This is a genomic window from Nocardia sp. NPDC051929, assembly GCF_044548645.1.
GTDB classification, from domain to species: Bacteria; Actinomycetota; Actinomycetes; order Mycobacteriales; family Mycobacteriaceae; genus Nocardia; species Nocardia sichangensis.
This window is the reverse complement of the sequence record NZ_JBIUCG010000001.1, coordinates 471225-489910: the sequence shown is the minus strand read 5'-3', so window position 1 is coordinate 489910 and position 18686 is coordinate 471225. Positions and strand designations below refer to the sequence as shown.

The window sequence follows — 18686 nt, the reverse complement described above, 5'->3', positions numbered from 1 at the left end:
GCATGCCGCGGCGCAGGTGTGGCGAAACGGCAAGGCATACTGATTCGAACTCACGGGCGTACGCTCGGTGGTTCGAGTCGCAAGCACTCGACCACACGCGGCGTCACGGTATAAACGTGTCTGGTGCGATGTTCAGCCGTCGCAGCCGCTCACCCCAGCCGCGCGCAGCGGGAAAAGACGCAGCGCGGGTCGATCAGGAAAGGTGTATTCGCCGGTGGCAACACGAGACCTCGGTGCAGCCGACCAGGGCCGTCCCCTGCGTCGTCTCGTGATCGTCGAGTCCCCGACCAAGGCCCGCAAGATCGCGCCGTACCTCGGTCGTAACTACACGGTCGAGGCGTCGGTCGGCCATATCCGGGATCTGCCGCGTGGTGCGGCCGATGTCCCGGCCAAGTACAAGGGCCAGTCCTGGGCGCGTCTCGGCGTGGACGTCGACAACGACTTCGAACCCATCTACGTCGTGAGCCCGGACAAGAAGGCCAAGGTCACCGAGCTCAAGAGTCTGCTGAAGGACGCCGACGAGCTCTACCTGGCCACCGACCCCGACCGCGAGGGCGAGGCGATCGCCTGGCACCTGCTGGAGACGCTCAAACCCAAGGTGCCGGTCCGGCGGATGGTGTTCCACGAGATCACCGAGCCGGCCATCCAGGCCGCCGCCGCGGACACCCGTGACCTCGACAACGATCTGGTCGACGCCCAGGAGACCCGCCGCATCCTGGACCGGCTCTACGGCTACGAGGTCAGTCCCGTGCTGTGGAAGAAGGTCATGCCGCGGCTGTCGGCCGGTCGCGTGCAGTCGGTGGCCACCCGGGTGATCGTGCAGCGTGAACGCGAGCGGATGTCGTTCCGTTCGGCCGAGTACTGGGACATCGCCGCCAAGCTCGACGCGGGCAACGGCCAGGCGAGCGACGCCACCAACCCGAGAACCTTCGGCGCGCGACTGGTCACCGTCGACGGCGCACGGGTCGCCACCGGACGCGATTTCGGATCGGACGGACGGCTCAAGTCCACCAACGGCGTCGTCGTGCTGGACGAGGGCTACGCGCGGCGGCTGGCCGAGGCGCTGGACGGCGCCGACCTGGTGGTCTCCTCGGCGGAGGCCAAGCCGTACACCCGCAAGCCCTATCCGCCGTTCATGACCTCGACGTTGCAGCAGGAGGCGGGGCGCAAACTCCGTTTCACCTCCGAGCGGACCATGCGGGTGGCGCAGCGACTGTACGAGAACGGCTATATCACTTATATGCGCACCGACTCGACGACGCTGTCGGAGTCGGCCATCGCGGCGGCGCGCGCGCAGGCGACCCAGCTCTACGGCTCGGAGTACGTGCACCCGACCGCGCGGCAATACAACCGCAAGGTGAAGAACGCGCAGGAGGCGCACGAGGCCATCCGTCCAGCGGGCGACACCTTCGCCACGCCCGGCCAACTGCACGCGCGGTTGGACAACGACGAGTTCCGCCTCTACGAACTCATCTGGCAGCGCACGGTCGCCTCCCAGATGGCCGACGCCAGGGGCACCACGCTGACGTTGCGCATAACCGGCGTCGCTGGCACCGGCGAAGAGTGCGTTTTCTCTGCTTCCGGCCGCACCATCACGTTCCCCGGCTTCCTGAAGGCCTATGTGGAGAGCGTCGACGAGGAGGCGGGCGGCCAGTCCGACGACGCCGAGTCCAGGCTGCCCGCACTCGAGGAAGGCCAGGCGGTCACCGCGGTCGAGCTGAATCCCGATGGGCACAGCACGAATCCGCCCGCGCGCTACACCGAGGCGTCGCTGATCAAGACGCTCGAAGAGCTCGGCATCGGCCGCCCGTCGACGTATTCGTCGATCATCAAGACGATCCTCGACCGCGGCTACGTCTACAAACGCGGCAGCGCACTGGTGCCGTCGTGGGTGGCGTTCGCGGTGATCGGCCTGCTCGAAGAGCATTTCGGCCGACTGGTCGATTTCGACTTCACCGCCGCCATGGAGGACGACCTCGACGCCATCGCCGGTGGCCGCGAGCAGCGCGGAAACTGGTTGTCCAGCTTCTACTTCGGCGGCGATCACGGCGTGGAGGGCTCGGTCGCGCGGTCCGGCGGTCTGAAGAAGATGGTGGGGGAGCGGCTCGATGACATCGACGCCCGCGAGATCAACTCCATCAAGCTGTTCAGCGATGCCGCCGATCGAGACGTCGTCGTCCGGGTCGGCAAGTACGGTCCCTATTTGGAGCGGATGGTCACCGATCCCGATGACCCCGAAGGCAATGCGGTGTCTCAGCGGGCCAATCTCCCCGACGATCTCCCGCCGGACGAGCTGACCCCTGAGGTCGCCGAGAAGCTGTTCGCCACTCCGCAGGAGGGCCGTTCGCTCGGCGTCGATCCCGAGTCGGGGCACGAAATCGTCGCCAAGGAAGGACGTTTCGGTCCGTACGTCACCGAGGTCCTGCCCGAACCGCAGGCCGAGGAGGGACAAGAGCCCGCCAAGAAGACCGCGAAGAAGGCCGCGGCGCCCAAGCCGCGCACCGGTTCGCTGTTCAAGTCCATGGATCTGGCCACCATCACACTCGACGACGCGCTGAAGTTGCTGTCGTTGCCGCGTGTGGTCGGCACCGACCCAGCCAGCGGCGAGGAAATCACCGCGCAGAACGGACGTTACGGGCCGTACCTGAAGAAGGGCACCGACTCGCGTTCGCTGAACACCGAGGATCAGATCTTCACCGTCACGCTGGACGAGGCGCTGAAGATCTACGCCGAGCCGAAGCGCCGTGGACGGCAGGCATCGAGCGCCGCTCCGCTGCGGGAACTCGGAAACGACTCCGCCACCGGCAAGCCGATGGTGATCAAGGACGGCCGCTTCGGCCCGTACGTCACCGACGGCGAGACCAACGCGACACTGCGCAAGGGTGACGAGATCGAATCGATCACCCCGGAGCGGGCGATGGAACTGCTCGCCGACCGGCGTGCGCGCGGACCGGTGAAGAAGACCGCCAAGAAGGCCGCGGCGAAGAAGGCGCCCGCCAAGAAGACCGCGGCGAAGAAGACCGCCGCCAAGAAGGCGACCACCACCAAGACGGTGGCCAAGAAGACCACGGCGCAGAAGGCGGCGGCGAAGAAGACCGGCGTCGGGAAGTCGTGAGTTCCCGGCTCGTGGCCACAGCCGTAGCCTGAGCGCCATGAGTACCGAACAGGAGCGCGAGGATCTGATCGCGATGCTCGCCGACCAGCGCGAGCTTTTCCGGATCACGCTGCGCGGCGTCGATGACGAGCAGGCGCGGCGGCGGACCACGGTCAGCGAGCTGACCCTCGGCGGGCTGCTGCACCACTTGGTCAGCTGCGAACGGCACTGGACCTCGGTGATCGTGCGACGGGACGAGAACGCGGAGCTGGATGTCTCGAAGTTCGGCGGCGAGTACGTCATGGCGGAGCAGGAGACCCTGACCGGCCTGCTGGCCGACTGGGACGAGGTGGCGGCGGAGACGGCCGAGCTGATCCGTTCGGTGGACAGTCTCGACACCTCGATCCCCACTCCCACGACGCCGTGGACTCCGGAGCGGATCTGGCAGTCGGTGCGTTACACGGTGCTGCACATCTTGCGGGAGATCGCGCATCACTCCGGGCACGCCGACATCATCCGTGAGGAGCTGGACGGGGCGAACAGCACGCAGCAGCGCGTCTCCTAGTTCCGGAACAGGGCTTGCGGCCGCATGGGCTGACAAGATCCATAGCGGTCCGACTCAGCCGCTCCCGCCGAGCTGCGTGTGCACGGCTCAGTCGGACAGCGTGTGACCGGCCGAGCGGTGCGTGGCGGAGTCGGGTGGTGTGGGCTGGCCGGGCCATGCGCGGGCGAGCCGGACGGTGCGTCCGGGCCTGGTGTATGTGGGCCGTCGACGGTGGCGAGGGTGGTGTCCGAGACCGTCCGGGATCTGTCGGGAGGGGCGGCTAGGGTGTACGACGTGGCGGGAGTCTTCGATCGGTTGGTCGGCCAGGAGGCGGTCGAGTCCGAGTTGACGGCTGCCGCGGTCGCTGCGCGCGGGGGCGTGGTCGAGGGCGCGATGACGCACTCCTGGTTGTTCACCGGCCCGCCCGGATCGGGCAGATCCGTTGCCGCGCTGTGTTTCGCGGCGGCGCTGCAGTGCACGGATCCGGCGACGCCCGGGTGCGGTAGGTGTCATGCCTGCACCACGACTATGGCGGGCACGCACGGCGACGTTCGCCGGGTGGTGCCGGAGGGGCTGAGCATCAGCACCAAGGAGATGCGCGAGATCGTGCAGGTGGCCTCGCGCAGGCCCAGCACGGGGCGCTGGCAGGTGGTGGTCATCGAGGATGCCGACCGCTTGACCGAGGCGGCGGGCAACGTGCTGCTCAAGGTCGTCGAGGAGCCGCCGGACCGGACGGTGTTCCTGCTCTGTGCACCCTCGGTGGACCCGGAGGACATCTCGATCACGTTGCGTTCCCGCTGCCGCCACGTGCATCTGGTGACGCCATCGGTGCCCGCCATCGCGCGAGTGCTCCGCGAGCGCGACAACCTCGACGAGAAGACCGCTACCTGGGCCGCGTCCATCAGCGGCGGACATGTCGGCCGTGCCCGCAGGCTCGCCACCGACGAGGAGGCACGCGCCCGCCGTCAGCGTGCCCTGGCCTTGGTCACCGCGGCCGGGAAGCCCGGTGCGGCCTATGCCGCCGCCGACGAACTGGTGCGCGCGGCCGACGACGAGGCCAAGCAGATGAGCGCGGCCCGCGACGAACGCGAGCGCGAGGAACTCGCGACCGCGCTGGGCGCGGGCGGTACCGGCAAGGGCGCGGCGAGCGCCACCCGCGGTTCCGCGGGCGTGCTCAAGGACCTCGAGCGGCGGCAGAAGTCCCGCGCGACCCGCACCGGCCGCGACGCCCTCGATCGTGCCCTGATCGATGTCGCGGGCGTCTATCGGGACGCACTGGCCGTGCGGTTCGGGGCCACCCGGCTCGGCTCCGGCGTCGCGCTCACCCACCCCGACCTGTCCGACGAGATTCACGATCTGGCCGACCGCGTGCGCCCGGAGGGTCTGCTGAAGTCCATCGAGGCCGTTCTGGCCTGCCGCACCGCGCTCGACCAGAACGTCAAACCCCGTTTTGCTCTCGCGGCCATGGCCGCCGCCCTCATCGCGGCCCGCGCCCAGTGACCGTGACCACCCGTTTTCGCGATCGGGCCTGCGAGACGATAGACTTCCCTGGCCGAAAGGCACGCCGCCTTAGCTCAGTCGGTAGAGCGCTTCACTCGTAATGAAAAGGTCGGGGGTTCGATTCCCCCAGGCGGCTCCATCATTCCTGGTACAAGACGTTTCTTCGCTTGCGGGATCAACCCTGACTGCCTCGACCCGTGGCAGTGCCGCAGCCAACACGGCCTCGTTGCCCGAGAACCGTTGTGGTCCTGGTTCGGTCGTCGCCGTACGTCGAGCTTCTGCGCAGTGCGGGGTGAGGAAGCAGCCACCTGCTGCGGGTACCGAGCGGCCGCCGAATAACCTCGGGTACACCGACGATACCGCCTGACTATCGAGCCTCGGTCCTGGCTGAATCGACTAGTGTGGAGCTACCTGCTCGCGGGTGCAACTGCAAGCGAGTACGCCGTTAGCCAGACAAGTGGTCACGGGACGGCATCATGGATGACACGTCAGTGAATGGCGGGGACACCGCCCGGGGGTCGGGGCCAGCCGAGGCGTTCGGGCGCTATCGGCTGTTATCGCTGCTGGGTCAGGGCGGCATGGGTCAGGTGTGGCGGGCGCATGATTCGCTGACCAATCGGGTGGTTGCGCTGAAGGTGTTGCCCGAGCGCTTCGCCGATGACGAGCAGCTGCGCGAGCGGTTCCGCCGGGAGTGCCGGGCGGTGGCGCAGTTGACCGAGCCGCATGTGATACCCATCCACGACTTCGGCGATATCGACGGTCGGCTCTATCTGAATATGCGCCTGATCGAGGGCACCGACCTGCGCACGTTGATCGCGCGGGAAGGCGCCTTGTCGCCGCGGCGGGCAGTGGCGATCATCGTCCAGGTGGCCGGTGCGCTGCAGGCGGCTCACGACGCCGGGCTGGTCCACCGCGATGTCAAACCCACCAATATCCTGCTCGGGACCGATGAGTTCGCCTCCCTGATCGACTTCGGGATCGCCCACGCCGCCGATGACCGTACGCTGACCGCGACCGGCGAGACCATCGGCACCCTCGCCTACATGGCGCCGGAGGAGATCGATGCCCAGGTCAAGGCCGACGCCCGAGTGGACGTGTACGCGTTGACGTGCGTGTTGTTCGAATGCCTGACCGGCAGGCCGCCGTTCGCGAGCGAATTCGGGATGCAGGGTGTGATCGCCCATCACCTGCACAGCCCGCCGCCGCGTCCCAGCGCCACCACACCCGACGTACCGACTGCGTTCGATGCGGTCATCGCGAAGGGGATGGCCAAGAACCCCCGCGATCGTTACCAGACTGTGCGTGAACTGGCCGCGGCCGCCCGCGCCGCGCTGGGCGATTCGCCCGTCAGTCCCACCGTGGGCGTGGCTACGCGCCATGGGCGGCGAATCAGGTTCTCGCGCCAGAACGCCGGACTGCTCGCGGTCGCGGTCGCGGTGGTGGTGGCCGCCGTAGCTGTCGTCGTCGGTGTCCAACGGGGATCAGGCGGCGGTGGCAACTCGCCCACACTTATCGCCCCGGGCTATTCAGCACAGACTGCGCTGCCGTTCACCGGCGTCAGCCTGCCTACCGGTGTGGCGGTCGACCCGGCGGGCAACGTATACGTCACCGACATGGGTAGCGATCGGGTGCTGAAATTGGCGGCGGGCGCGTCGACGCCGACCCCGCTGCCCATCACCGGCCTGAAGAATCCCCAGGATGTGGCGGTCGACCCGGCGGGCAATGTATACGTCAGCGACACGAGTAACGATCGGGTGCTGAAATTGGCGGTGGGCGCGTCGACACCTGCCCCGCTGCCGTTCACCGGGCTGAAGGATCCCCATGGTGTGGCGGTCGACAACGCTGGCGGCGTATACGTCGCCGACCGGGGGAATGATCGGGTGCTGAAATTGGCGGCGGGCGCGGCGGCGCCGACGACGCTGCCGTTGACGGGGCTCCAAGGTCCCGATGGTGTGGCGGTCGACGCGGCGGGCAACCTATACGTCACCGAATTGGGTACCGAGCAGGTGAGGATGTTGGCCGCGGGCGCGTCGGCGCCGACCATGTTGCCATTCACCGGGCTCAAAGATCCCCAGGGCTTGGCGGTCGACACGGCGGGAGATGTGTACGTCGTGGACTGGGGTAACAAATGGGTGGTGAGGTTGGCGGCCGGCGCGTCGACGCCCACCCCACTGCCGTTCACCGGCTTGAAGAATCCCCAGGGCGTGGCGGTCGACTCGGCGGGCAATGTATACATCACCGATCTGGGCCTCGATCCGGTGGTGAAACTTCAGGCCGGCTGACCCCAGACCGGCCAACGCCGATATTCCACCAACCAGAAGCCGAAGCACCTCACTCCTTCGACGACCCCGCCGGACCGGACCGACGCCGTCGCACAACCCGGTATCTAGTCGGCAAGGAGCTTGGCGGGCATGGAGCGGTAGGCGTGCAGATTCCGCAAGGGATGGGGGACCGGCGGACCGTCCAGGCTCAAATTCGGGTACCTCTCGAAAAGGGTTCGCAGCGCGACGGCGCCTTCCAGCCGGGCCAGCCTGGCTCCCAGGCAGCCGTGTATCCCGCTGCTGAACGCGAGATGTTCCGTGGCGTTGTCCCTGGTCACGTCGAATTGCTGGGGATCTGGGAAGACTGCGGGGTCGTTGTTGGCGCCGGCCAACGACAGCAGGACCAGGGAACCCGATTCGATGCGCTCACCGGCGATGTCGACGTCGCAGTTCGCGACCCGGCCGGTCATCCGCACGGGACCGTCGTAGCGCAGGATTTCCTCGACTGCGTTAGGCCACAAGTCCGGCTGCGCGATGAGCGATTCCAGCTGGTCTGGATGGCCTGTCAGTAGGACGATTCCGTTGCCGAGCATATTCACTGTCGTCAAGAAGCCGGCGTCCAGCAGCAGGGCCGCGTTGGCCACCTGCTCGCGACGGGTGGTTTCGCCGTCTGTCGCCAGCATGCTGAGTACGTCGTTGTTCGGTTCGGCGGCGAGTTCGTCGAGGTAGTGGTCGAAGTACTGTTTGACCTCGACCAAGTCTTCGATGGCGTGGCGGTAGGTGGTCCAGCTCAGGCCACGTTCGAGCAGTGGCGCACCCGTGTCTCCCCATTTCAGCAGGGTCGGATGCATGTCGGCGGGCAATCCGAGGATCTCGGCGATGACCGTGACGGGCAGCTGTGCGGAAAAGTCCTCGATCAGATCAGGGCGAGGCTTCGATTCCAGGCGATCGAGTAAGTCGTTGGTCGCTTCGGTGACTCGTCCCTCCAGCGCCGCGATCGCCTTCGGGCCGAATGCGTGCCGGACCAGGCGTCGGTACCGGGTGTGATCCGGCGGATCCGTCACGAGCATCGAAGGCGGCTCCCCGAGGTTGGGAAGCCCCAGATCCGTTTTGTCCAGCGCCCGGCGGATCGGCTTCGGCAGGGCTGGATGGAATGGGGTGACCACACCGAAGCGTCGATCGCGCAAGATGAGTCGGCACAGTTCGTAGTCTGCCGTCACGTGTACGCCCGACATGCTGGGAATACGGCCGCGCCGCCGGATCTCCTCGATATATGGTGATGAGCCGAGCAAGCGATCCTGGCCGACAGCGATTTGCCCGAGCGGGTCACCCCGGCGTGCCGCCCATCGGAGATAGGTCCGTAACAGGCCATGAGTGAGTAGCCACCGAATCCAGGCGCGAGTCAACATCGCCGCCTCCTCACTCCCGACCCACTCCTCATGATAAAGAGTAGCTATTACATTGCTGAACTATTAGCGTTAACGTTTGTCGCCGACAAGGCGGTACCGATGAGCTGGGCCAGGAACGTACTGCGCATGGTCGTCCATGCGGATGCTGAAGTGTTGTGGAGCGCGTTCGGATCGAACGAGAGGCACGATGGACCGGCGTGGTTTCGTCAAGAGTGCCGGCTTGGCCGCGACGATGCTCGGTGTCGCCGGCGCGAGCACGGCCGCGTCTGCGGCGTGGGCGGACGATTTCAGCCCGAGCCCGAGAACATCGATGTACCGCATGTTGGTGCCGGAGATCTTCGCGCCGCTGCCGGATCCCGCCGACCATGTGCCCGCGATCGTCATCGGATCGGGGTTCGGGGCGTCGGTCACCGCGCTGCGTCTGGCGCAGTCGGGGATCGAGGTCGCGGTGCTCGAGCGCGGGTCGCGCTGGCCGAATGATCCGTGGCGTGACATCTTCGCCACCGACACGATTCCCGATGGCCGCGGCTTCTGGCATCGCACGACCTTTACCGGGGTGAACCGGATTCCGCTGCAGATCGATCCGTTCGGCGGGGTCCTCGATGTCACGAATTACCCGGGCATCGACGTGTGGCGCGGTGCGTGTGTGGGCGGTGGCTCGGTGGTGTTCACCGGGGTGATGATCGAGCCGGAGCAGCGATTCTTCGACCATGTGTTCGGCGGCGTGGTCGACTATCGCGAGATGCACGACGTCTATTACCCCAAGGTCCGAGAAGTATTGCGGCCCAGCGTGATACCCGACGATATCTACAACTCTTTCGCGTTCGTGCACTCGCGGGCCTGGGACGAACAGGTCCGCGTGGCCGGTTATACGCCGCAACGCATCGACGGCACCTGGAATTGGGATGTCATCCGCGCCGAACTGGCCGGGCGATCGAGGCCGTCGGCGACGGTCGGCTGCTCGAACCTGGGCAACTCCAACGGCGCGAAATTCGATCTGAACCAGAATTACCTGCGCTACGCCGAGGGCACCGGCCGTGCCCGGATCTACCCCGGCCATCGCGTGGATGCCATCACCGAGGAACCGGGAGCGTCGGGTCGCTATAGCGTCGCCGTGACCAAACTGGACCCGACCGGTGAAGTGCTCCGCACCCGGACGCTGACCTGCGACATGCTGTTCCTGGCCGCGGGCTCCATCGGCACCTCCGAACTGCTGGTGCGTGCCCGGGAGACCGGCGCGCTGCCGAACCTGAACGAGCACGTCGGGGAAGGCTGGGGCAGCAACGGCGATGTCGCCTTGGCGCGGCCGCTCAGCACGCTCGAGGTGGGCACGCAGGGCACACCGTCGGCGAGCCGGATTCTGGACGAGGCGGGCACACCCGTGTCGCTGGAGAACTGGTACATCCCCGGCACGACGCCCTTCGACACCACCCTTCTCGCATCGTTGGGCATCGTGCTCGACGACACCCGCGGCCGGTTCGTCTGCGACCCGGCCGATGGGCGCGTGGAGCTGCGGTGGCCGGCCGACGGCGCTGCCGGCTATCTCGCGCGAGCGAGGGAAGTCAACAACAACGCGGCCTGCAACTGTCAGCCCATCTCTCGACCCGCCTTCGACGCGGACGCCTCGTTCACCTCCCATCCGTTGGGCGGAGCGGTGATCGGGCGCGCAACGGACGGATACGGCCGGGTGCGTGGCTATCGGAACCTGTACGTGATGGACGGAGCAGCTGTGCCGGGTAGCACCGGAACAGTGAATCCTTCATTGACTATCAGCGCGCTGGCTGAGCGCAATATCGAACAGATCATTCGTTCCGGGGGGTAAAGGGCCAGCGCGCCTATCGACGCCGACTCGGGTCCAGTTCGCCATGACACGTGAGTTCTCGGATCAGCCCTTATACAGTCGAGCTGTGAACGAGACTCCGGCCACGAACAGTGGACGGTCACTCGCCGAACGGCTGGCGATCCGGTTGCTGTATCCGACAGCCCGGCCCACCGAGGAAGCGCTACGAGCGGCTGTCGCAGGCAAGGTGGTGCTGGTGACCGGGGCCTCGCACGGTATCGGCAAGGCCAGTGCGCGGAAGCTGGCCGCGGCGGGCGCGGTGGTGCCGCTGGTGGCCCGGTCCCGCCCGGAACTGGAACAGCTGGCCGCCGACATCGCGGCCGACGGTGGCACGGCCCACGCGTACACGACCGACCTGACCGACCTGGATGCCGTCGACCTGCTCGGCCGGACACTGCTGGCCGAGTACGGACACATAGATGCCGTGATCAGCAATGCGGGAAAGTCGATTCGGCGGCCCATCGCCGAGTCCTACGATCGCTTCCACGATTTCACCCGCACCATCGACATCAACTATCTCGGCCCGGTGCGGCTGCTGCTTACTCTGTTGCCCCATATGCGTGCACGCAAGCAGGGGCATATCGTGAATATCTCCACCTGGGGCGTGCTCCTGCCGCCGAGTCCACGCTGGTCGGCCTACATCGCCTCGAAAGCGGCCTTCGACGTCTGGCTGCGCAGCGTGGCCGCCGAAATCGCCTGCGACGATGTCACCACTACATCGATCTACATGCCCCTGGTCCACACCAGGATGAGCGCCCCCACCGACTTCAGCCGCACCCCCGGTCTGACCGTCGACGAAGCCTCCGACCTCGTCTCGCACGCCGTCACGACCAAACCCCGCGACATCGCCCCCTGGTGGGCGATCCGGGTCCAAGCCTGGTCTGCCGTCCACCGCAACCAAGCCCAGCGCATTCTGGAACGTAGGTTCCGCCGCTGAACACCGGACCGGAGGTGCGGGCCGGGCCTCGGGTGCTACGAACGGGTCACCGAGATCTCGCCCTGGTCGCTGATCACTTCGACCAGCACATCCTTCGAGTGAAGGTACGTCCAGGCCTGACATTTGAACTGGTTGCCTACCTGGACCACAACAGAACCGGGGCAGGTCACTCGACCGGCAGGTTGATCCCCCACGCCCTGCAGCCTGTTCGCCACCTGCTGCTCCAACGCAGTCTGATCGAACACCCGCGGCTGTTGGACCGGGTCGAGATCGGCGCCCATCAGCTTCACCGTCACCGCCACCGCGCAGACGGCGACCACGGCCGAGGAAACCGCCATGACAGTGCGGGCTACGTTCTGTTGATCAACCACGCCGATAGTCCTATCCACCCCTGAAGGACTTGGCAAGACCATCGATTGATCAGTCAGAAAGCGGCCGATCGCGCCAGTGCGCGAGGCGGCGGTCCGCCGTGCCGGATGTCATCCACTCCGCTGCTGCCCGGGAGCCTCACCCGAGGGGGCAACCTGGCAAAATATCGGTGGTGGGCGTCAGCGTAGATCTTCTGCGAAGGTGTCTGTGTGGCGGTGTTGAGCAGGAACCATGTGATCGTGCGCGGCAAGATCGGCGCACCGGTGGTCGTGCTCGCCCACGGATTCGGGTGTGACCAGCACATGTGGCGCCTGGTCACACCGGTTCTGGAGCGTGACTTCACCGTCGTCCTGTTCGACCACGTGGGTGCGGGCCGCTCGGATCTCTCGGCGTGGACCCCGTCGCGTTACTCCAGCATGGACGGCTACGTGGAGGATGTGCTGGCGCTACTTCGCGAGCTGGAACTGGGGCCGGTGGTCTTCGTAGGACATTCGGTCAGTGCGACGATGGGAGTGCTGGCCGCCGCACGCGAGCCCGCGGCATTCGCCGGACTGGTACTGGTGACTCCCTCGCCGTGTTTCATCGATGATCCGGCCACCGGGTACCGAGGCGGTTTCAGCGCCGCCGACATCGAGGAACTGCTGGAGGCGCTCGATGCGAACTATCTGGGCTGGTCGGGCGCGATGGCGCCGGTCATCATGGGCAACCCGGACCGGCCGGAGCTGGCCGAGGAACTCACCAATAGTTTCTGCCGCACCGACCCCGAGATCGCGCGCGTCTTCGCACGCGTCACGTTCCTGTCCGACAACCGGGACGATCTGGACGCGGTGGGTGTACCCACGCTGATTCTGCAGTGCTCGGCCGACGCCATCGCCCCACCCGAGGTCGGGGCGTTCGTCCATGAACGGATCAGGGGCAGTCGACTGGTCACGCTCGCCGCGACCGGACACTGCCCGCAGCTCAGTTCTCCCGACGAGACCGCCGCCGCCATCGCCGCCTTCGCCGCGGAAACCGGATGACGAGCGCGGCGGGCGACCGAGACGGCGCCAGCGCTCTCGGAGCGGGGGCGGATGACGACGACGCGGTGTTCGCCGCGCTACTGGAGGACAGCGCCGAGGACCTGTACGAGAACGCCCCCTGCGGATACCTCTCCACCTCGCTGGACGGCCGCATCGCCAAAGTGAACGCCACACTGCTGGACTGGCTGGGCTGGCGGCGCGACGAACTGGTGGGACGCAAACACTTCTCCGACCTGCTCACCGTGGGCGGTCGCCTCTATCACGAAACCCACTTCGCACCTCTGCTGCGGATGCAGGGCGACATCCGTGGCATTGCCCTGGAAATGAAGACCGCCGACGGTCGGCGACTACCCGTCCTGGTGAGTTCGCACGTCAAAACCGGCAGGGAGGGGCAACCGCTACTGATTCGCACCACCGTCTTCGACGCCCGCGAGCGCCGGGCCTACGAGACGGAGTTGCTGCGGGCACGGCGCGAAGCCGAGGAGGAGCGCGAACGCCTCCAGCGTCTGAACGCCACTTTGCAGACCACCCTGCTACCACCCGAACTGCCTCAGGTCCCCGGCGTCGAAGTCGCCGCGTACTACCACATCGCCTCTGCCGACGAGGTCGGCGGCGACTTCTACGATCTGTTCCCCATCACTGCCGACACCTGGGGAATGTTCCTGGGCGACGTCTGTGGCAAAGGAGCTCCTGCCGCGGCACTCACTTCACTGGCCCGTTACACACTGCGCACGGCCACCGCCTACACCCACGACCCAGCCGCAGTGCTGGACACGCTCAACACCACGCTCACCGAGCGATACCACGGTCACAGGCCCCGGTTCTGCACGATCATCTTCGGGCTCATCCGTCCCACTGCCGATCGCGGCGGTTGCGACATCACATTGGCAGGCGGCGGGCACCCGCCGGCGCTGCTCCTGCGTTCCGACGGCGCCGTGGAAGAGATGCACACCCAGGGTGGCCAGCTGATCGGGGCGATCCCGCACGCCCGGATCGTCACCAGAAGCTTCCGGCTGGAGGCCGGGGACACGCTGCTGCTCTATACGGATGGCCTCACCGAAGCTCGCGTCACGGAGAACGGCGGTCGTTACGGCGATCGAGCCCTCCTCGAATTCGCTCGCGCGCTGGCGCCCGTGACGGCATCCGGCGGTATCGAAGCCATCCGGGAATTGCTCGACTCCTTCGGACCAGGGGTGGAGGACGACACCGCCCTCCTCGCCGTCCACGCGCTACCTCCGCCCCAGGCGTGACGCACTGGAACGCTGCCGCACAGCGCCAGGAAAGTAGGGTCGGCACCGCAGTGACAGAATGACGGGCCTGCCATTACAGACCAGAGGAGTTATCCCGGGTGGAACTGCCCGTCGAACTTGTCGAGGCCCTCGACCGGGCATGCGCGGGCGTTCCCCAGCGGCAGCTTGCCACCTCGGTCGACCGGCTGATCTCGCGCTACCGGGACCCGCGCCCGGCGGCGGCGCCGATTCTCGCTTCGACCGCCGACGTCACCGCCTACGCCGCTTATCGCATGCCCGCGACGTGGGCCGCTGTGCACAGTGCGCTCGATCGGTTCGCCGAGCAGGCGCCCGGCTTTCGGCCGGAGACACTGCTCGACGTCGGCGGGGGCACCGGCGCGGCGCTATGGGCAGCGAGCGAACTGTTCCCTTCCTTGGCCGAGGCGACCGTACTGGATCAGGTGGACGAAGCACTGCTTTTAGGGCGCAAGCTCGCGGCCGACGCCACCTCCGCGGCGGTGCGCTCCGCCGTGTGGCGGCGGACCTCGTTCGCCGCTCAGGAAGCATTCGGCGGAGCGGACCTCGTCACGATTTCCTATGTGCTGAGCGAACTCTCCGAGGCAGACCAAGCCGATCTGGTGGCCAGGGCGGCCGAGGGGGCGGAAGTGGTGGCCGTCATCGAGCCGGGAACTCCGGACGGCCATCGCAGAATCCTCTCCGCCCGCGACGTCTTGATCGAAGCCGGTCTGACGGTCGTGGCCCCCTGCCCGCACCAACAGATGTGCCCGCTCGCCGCGGGGACGGACTGGTGCCATTTCAGCACGCGAATCAACCGGACGTCCCTGCACCGGCGGTTGAAGGGGGGCGAACTCGGCCATGAAGACGAGAAGTTCTCCTATGTGATCGCCTCTCGGACCGCGCACGCCCCCGCCGCGGGTCGAATCCTGCGACATCCGCTCAAACGTAAGGGCTTGGTCACGCTGGAAGTCTGCACGGCCGACGACGGCGTGCGGCAAACCCTCGTCTCGAAGCGACAGGGCGAGTCGTACCGCGAGGCAAGGGACGCGGAATGGGGCGACACCTGGCCACCATCCCACCGCTCGGCGGACTGATCGCCACTGCCCGAAGATTGATCCCCGCCTGACCCGCCGCTCGGCAAGCTGCGCCGAGTGTCGCCCGGGGGCGGGAAGGATGCCGGGCTTTAATGAGCCGCCAACTAGTGGCACAATTCACAACGATCCAATATTTACGTAAATCGGGCGTAACCGTGTTCCGCTCAGGCCGTTGAGGAGCGACACCCGTGCAGATGTCGAGGCGCGATCCCGGCTCACGACCGCGCTGTGCTGGGGCTTCCGCGTTCCGGGCGTCGGTCCCGCCCACTGGTCGAGTTCGTGAGGGGGCGAGGTGATCCCTGTGTGGCGCTCGGTCGGGGGCTCGGCGCAGGCCCCCCGACGGTCCGGCCTTCTTCTGAAATCGAGGTGATCCGTCAAGTGCTGGAAACGCAAACCAAGGTCGTACGAAGTCTGGTTCCCGCTCGGATGGACCGGCTTCCGTGGACCAAGTTCCACTGGCTCATCGTCGTCGGGCTCGGGGTCTCCTGGGTCCTGGACGGAATCGAGATCCAGATCGTCAGCAGCATGGGTGGACCGCTGCAAGACGTCGAAACGCTGCATCTGACCTCCGGGCAGGTCGGCGCGATGGCCTCGTGGTACCTGGCCGGTCAGGTCGTCGGCGCACTCGTGTTCGGCAGGCTCACCGACCGGCTCGGTCGCAAGAAGCTGTTCATCCTGACCCTGGCGATCTATCTGATCGGTAGTGGGTTGGCCGGTTTCTCCTGGAACGCATGGTCGCTGTACTTGTTCCGCTTCATCGCGGGCACCGGAATCGGTGGCGAATACACGGCGATCAATTCGGCGATCGACGAGATCATGCCGTCCAGATATCGGGGCCGGGTCGACATCGCGATCAACGGCACCTACTGGGGTGGCGCGGCATTGGGAGCGGCCGCGAGCCTGATCCTGTTCAACGAGCGATTCATCCCGACCGGCTGGGGATGGCGTATCGGATTCTTCATCGGACCCGTCCTCGGCTTCATCATCATCTTCCTGCGCAGGCACATTCCGGAGAGCCCGCGCTGGCTGCTCACCCACGGGCGGGCCGAGGAAGCGGAGCGGACCGTCGACGAGATCGAAGGGCAGTTGCGGAGTAGGGGGATCGAGCTCCCCGCGGTCGACGAGAGCAAAGCCTTGGACATCGTGGACGCGGATCGGCTGTCCTACCTGCAGATGGCCCGGATCTTCTTCGGACGATATCCATCGCGTTCCTTTCTCGGATTCACGATGATGGCTACGCAGGCTTTTCTCTACAATGCGATCTTCTTCACCGTCGGCCTGGTGCTGATCAATTTCTACAACGTGCCGGCCGATCACACGGGCTATTATTTCTTCCCGTTCGCGGTCGGCAATCTGATCGGGCCACTGGTACTCGGCCCGCTCTTCGACAGTATCGGCCGCCGGAAGATGATCTGTGCCACCTATGTGGGCTCCGGTTTGTTGCTCTTCGTTTCCGCGTGGGCATTCAATGCGGGCATTCTCAACGCCACCACCCAGACCATCTTCTGGTGTGTCATCTTCTTCTTCGCCTCGGCGGGGGCGTCGTCTGCTTATCTCACGGTCAGCGAGATCTTCCCGCTGGAACTGCGTGGTCAGGCCATCTCGTTCTTCTTCGCCATCGCGCAGGGCGCGGGCGGGGTCGTCGCGCCGTTCCTCTTCGGGCATCTGGTCGGCGGCGCGGACAACCCGAGCCCCGACCGGTTCCCGCTCACGGTGGGGTACCTCATCGGCGCCGGGTTCATGATCTTCGGTGGCCTGGTCGCCTGGTTCTTCGGAGTGAACGCGGAGGGGCAGTCCTTGGAGGACATCGCGGATCCGCTGTCCGTGGCGAAACCAACGGCAACTGCCCCCGGGGTGGCCGTCGACGGTCGACACGAGGAGCCAGCCGGGCGAGAGCCGCTGATCAGCGAGCCGATATCTGGCGGCCCATCAGTTGTCGAATCGATGAAGGGCGATTAGCGACATGGTGCAGCCAACTCCTTGGCGAGCGAATCGAGATCGGCAGCAACAGGCGGGGGCGACGAGCCGCTCGCCGGGCAGTACTCGGAAACGCCGGGTAGACGTCGCCAAACTCCGGTCGCGGTTGCCGAAACTTCGGGGGCGGCCGCCGAAACTCCAGACCCGGTTGCCGCAAATCCGGGCGGCAGCGCAACCGCTGGTGGTCTTGCTCCGGGACAACTCGGGTTATCTGTGTGCCGCGGGCGGAAGCATCATCACGTTCACCCTGCTGTTCAAGCCGTGGCTCGCCACCGGCGGACCGGATGGCACGATCTGGAGCAACGCCTTCGGCCAGACCCACATCACCACCACGCTCGTGGGGCTCTGGTCGAAGAATCCGCCCGCGCACTCCAATCTCAGCGGCACATGGGCCATTTTCGCCACCATCGCGATATTCCTCACGGTGCTCGCGGCGTTGGCCAATCTCTGGTCCCGCACCGAGGCACTCGCGCGTTTGACGACCGGTTCGGCAGTGGCGGTGGCGCTTTTCATCGCCTTCACGCTGGTCTATCTCAACAGCAAGGGGCCGGAGTTGCGCTCCATGATCGGCTCCGGCCCGCCCACCGACCTCGGCACGCAGGTCGGCTACGTGATCCGATGGGCTTCAGGCAACGGGCAATATCCGCTGCCAGGGCTGCGAAAGGTCGAGTTCGAGACCGCGAAACTCACCGGTACCGCGCTGTTCGCCGGTGCGACGGCGATGTTCTCGGCCGTGGCGGCCATCGCCCAATGGGTTCGGATGATGAAGTCACGCCGCGGCACCGGCTGAGCCGCCGACTACGTCACGACGAAGACTCCCTTTCCGGGAACGTGGGGAGCGTCCGTCGCGATCAGGACTTCCACGCGGCCCAGACCGGAGGGAATGGGCACCGGTATCCATGAGCCTGCCGCGTTCTCCTCGGCCGGTGTGCTGTCGTCGACCCGGATCGGTGGCAGGGTGCCGTACACGCCGGTGTCGGAATTTCGCCAGGAAACCGTGACTTCCACGCCGCAGGAGCCGCCGGGCCGGTCGGGCGCGAAGACGAACTCGGGGCGGATCCACAGCGTGGGCAGACCGGAGTAGTTGCGGTCGGGGTCGTAGTAGGCGGCGATCATGCCGATGCCCGCGCCCCCACCGTCGCAGAGCGTTCGCGCCGGGGGGACACCGAGAGGAAGCGCGGATACCACCGGGGCGGCCACACCGAGTGTGCCGATGGCCAGAGCTATGACCGCTACACCATGCCGGACATCCACCGCTGCTCCCTTCGTCGGACTCGAACTGTCTGCCTGCTGTGTCGACATGAGTTCGCTGAGTGTTAACGGGAGCGTACGAAGGGTGCGGTGGGCGGCGGCGATTCGGCGTCGGCGCGCCGGAAATTCACGATGAGCGACAGC

14 protein-coding genes and 1 tRNA gene are annotated in these 18686 nt (G+C 66.5%); 12 read left to right on the top strand and 3 right to left on the bottom strand.

The window, feature by feature from the left end:
• Positions 1 to 268 precede the first annotated feature (268 nt).
• The 5 genes from topA (at position 269) to ACIHAX_RS02065 (ending at position 7420) form a co-directional block, all read left to right on the top strand.
• Positions 269 to 3115, top strand: a complete 2847-nt coding sequence (gene topA / locus ACIHAX_RS02085; RefSeq protein WP_379250818.1) for a type I DNA topoisomerase — start codon at positions 269 to 271, stop codon at positions 3113 to 3115.
• 37 nt (positions 3116 to 3152) lie between these two features.
• Positions 3153 to 3659 (top strand): DUF664 domain-containing protein, encoded by a 507-nt coding sequence (locus tag ACIHAX_RS02080; protein WP_355079233.1) that lies wholly within the window; start codon positions 3153 to 3155, stop codon positions 3657 to 3659.
• Between the two features lie 273 nt (positions 3660 to 3932).
• On the top strand, positions 3933 to 5138 hold the full coding sequence (locus ACIHAX_RS02075; protein ID WP_364438381.1) for a DNA polymerase III subunit delta': 1206 nt from the start codon (positions 3933 to 3935) through the stop codon (positions 5136 to 5138).
• A 63-nt stretch (positions 5139 to 5201) separates the two neighbouring features.
• Positions 5202 to 5277: transfer RNA gene (locus ACIHAX_RS02070), tRNA-Thr, on the top strand.
• Positions 5278 to 5614: 337 nt separating this feature from the next.
• Positions 5615 to 7420, top strand: coding sequence for a serine/threonine-protein kinase PknD (locus tag ACIHAX_RS02065; protein ID WP_397275304.1), 1806 nt, complete (start codon positions 5615 to 5617; stop codon positions 7418 to 7420).
• A gap of 104 nt (positions 7421 to 7524) precedes the next feature.
• Here ACIHAX_RS02065 and ACIHAX_RS02060 read toward each other — a convergent pair whose 3' ends face one another.
• On the bottom strand, positions 7525 to 8808 hold the full coding sequence (locus ACIHAX_RS02060) for a cytochrome P450 (RefSeq protein ID WP_397275302.1): 1284 nt from the start codon (positions 8806 to 8808) through the stop codon (positions 7525 to 7527).
• A gap of 187 nt (positions 8809 to 8995) precedes the next feature.
• Between ACIHAX_RS02060 and ACIHAX_RS02055 the strand changes: the two genes are divergently transcribed.
• Both ACIHAX_RS02055 and ACIHAX_RS02050 read left to right on the top strand, forming a co-directional pair.
• Positions 8996 to 10630 (top strand): GMC oxidoreductase, encoded by a 1635-nt coding sequence (locus tag ACIHAX_RS02055; RefSeq protein ID WP_397275300.1) that lies wholly within the window; start codon positions 8996 to 8998, stop codon positions 10628 to 10630.
• Positions 10631 to 10715: 85 nt separating this feature from the next.
• Positions 10716 to 11585 carry an SDR family NAD(P)-dependent oxidoreductase gene (locus ACIHAX_RS02050; RefSeq protein ID WP_355079225.1) on the top strand — a complete coding sequence of 290 codons (870 nt, stop codon included), beginning with the start codon at positions 10716 to 10718 and terminating at the stop codon, positions 11583 to 11585.
• A 35-nt stretch (positions 11586 to 11620) separates the two neighbouring features.
• Here the strand turns inward: ACIHAX_RS02050 and ACIHAX_RS02045 are convergent, their stop codons facing one another.
• A complete protein-coding gene (locus ACIHAX_RS02045; RefSeq protein WP_355079223.1) occupies positions 11621 to 11956 on the bottom strand; it encodes a DUF4333 domain-containing protein in 336 nt (111 codons plus the stop codon).
• 207 nt (positions 11957 to 12163) lie between these two features.
• Between ACIHAX_RS02045 and ACIHAX_RS02040 the strand changes: the two genes are divergently transcribed.
• The 5 genes from ACIHAX_RS02040 to ACIHAX_RS02020 all read left to right on the top strand — a co-directional run bounded on the left by ACIHAX_RS02040 (position 12164) and on the right by ACIHAX_RS02020 (position 18081).
• A complete protein-coding gene (locus tag ACIHAX_RS02040) occupies positions 12164 to 12973 on the top strand; it encodes an alpha/beta hydrolase (protein WP_355079221.1) in 810 nt (269 codons plus the stop codon).
• Entirely contained in the window at positions 12970 to 14223 is a 1254-nt protein-coding gene (locus ACIHAX_RS02035; protein WP_364438336.1) for a SpoIIE family protein phosphatase, read from the top strand. Before ACIHAX_RS02040 ends, ACIHAX_RS02035 begins: the two co-directional genes overlap by 4 nt.
• Before the next feature lie 98 nt (positions 14224 to 14321).
• On the top strand, positions 14322 to 15314 hold the full coding sequence (locus tag ACIHAX_RS02030; protein ID WP_364438339.1) for a small ribosomal subunit Rsm22 family protein: 993 nt from the start codon (positions 14322 to 14324) through the stop codon (positions 15312 to 15314).
• A gap of 378 nt (positions 15315 to 15692) precedes the next feature.
• Positions 15693 to 17273, top strand: a complete 1581-nt coding sequence (locus tag ACIHAX_RS02025) for an MFS transporter (protein ID WP_355079215.1) — start codon at positions 15693 to 15695, stop codon at positions 17271 to 17273.
• A 166-nt stretch (positions 17274 to 17439) separates the two neighbouring features.
• A complete protein-coding gene (locus tag ACIHAX_RS02020; RefSeq protein ID WP_355079213.1) occupies positions 17440 to 18081 on the top strand; it encodes a hypothetical protein in 642 nt (213 codons plus the stop codon).
• Between the two features lie 8 nt (positions 18082 to 18089).
• Here the strand turns inward: ACIHAX_RS02020 and ACIHAX_RS02015 are convergent, their stop codons facing one another.
• Entirely contained in the window at positions 18090 to 18545 is a 456-nt protein-coding gene (locus ACIHAX_RS02015) for a hypothetical protein (protein WP_397275295.1), read from the bottom strand.
• Positions 18546 to 18686: the final 141 nt, after the last annotated feature.

Bases quoted from the DNA above. Each gene is read 5' to 3' on its own strand.
- ACIHAX_RS02080 (WP_355079233.1), top strand. From the start codon at position 3,153: ATGAGTACCGAACAGGAGCGCGAGGATCTGATCGCGATGCTCGCCGAC.
- ACIHAX_RS02065 (WP_397275304.1), top strand. From the start codon at position 5,615: ATGGATGACACGTCAGTGAATGGCGGGGACACCGCCCGGGGGTCGGGG.
- ACIHAX_RS02060 (WP_397275302.1), bottom strand. From the start codon at position 8,808: ATGTTGACTCGCGCCTGGATTCGGTGGCTACTCACTCATGGCCTGTTA.
- ACIHAX_RS02055 (WP_397275300.1), top strand. From the start codon at position 8,996: ATGGACCGGCGTGGTTTCGTCAAGAGTGCCGGCTTGGCCGCGACGATG.
- ACIHAX_RS02035 (WP_364438336.1), top strand. From the start codon at position 12,970: ATGACGAGCGCGGCGGGCGACCGAGACGGCGCCAGCGCTCTCGGAGCG.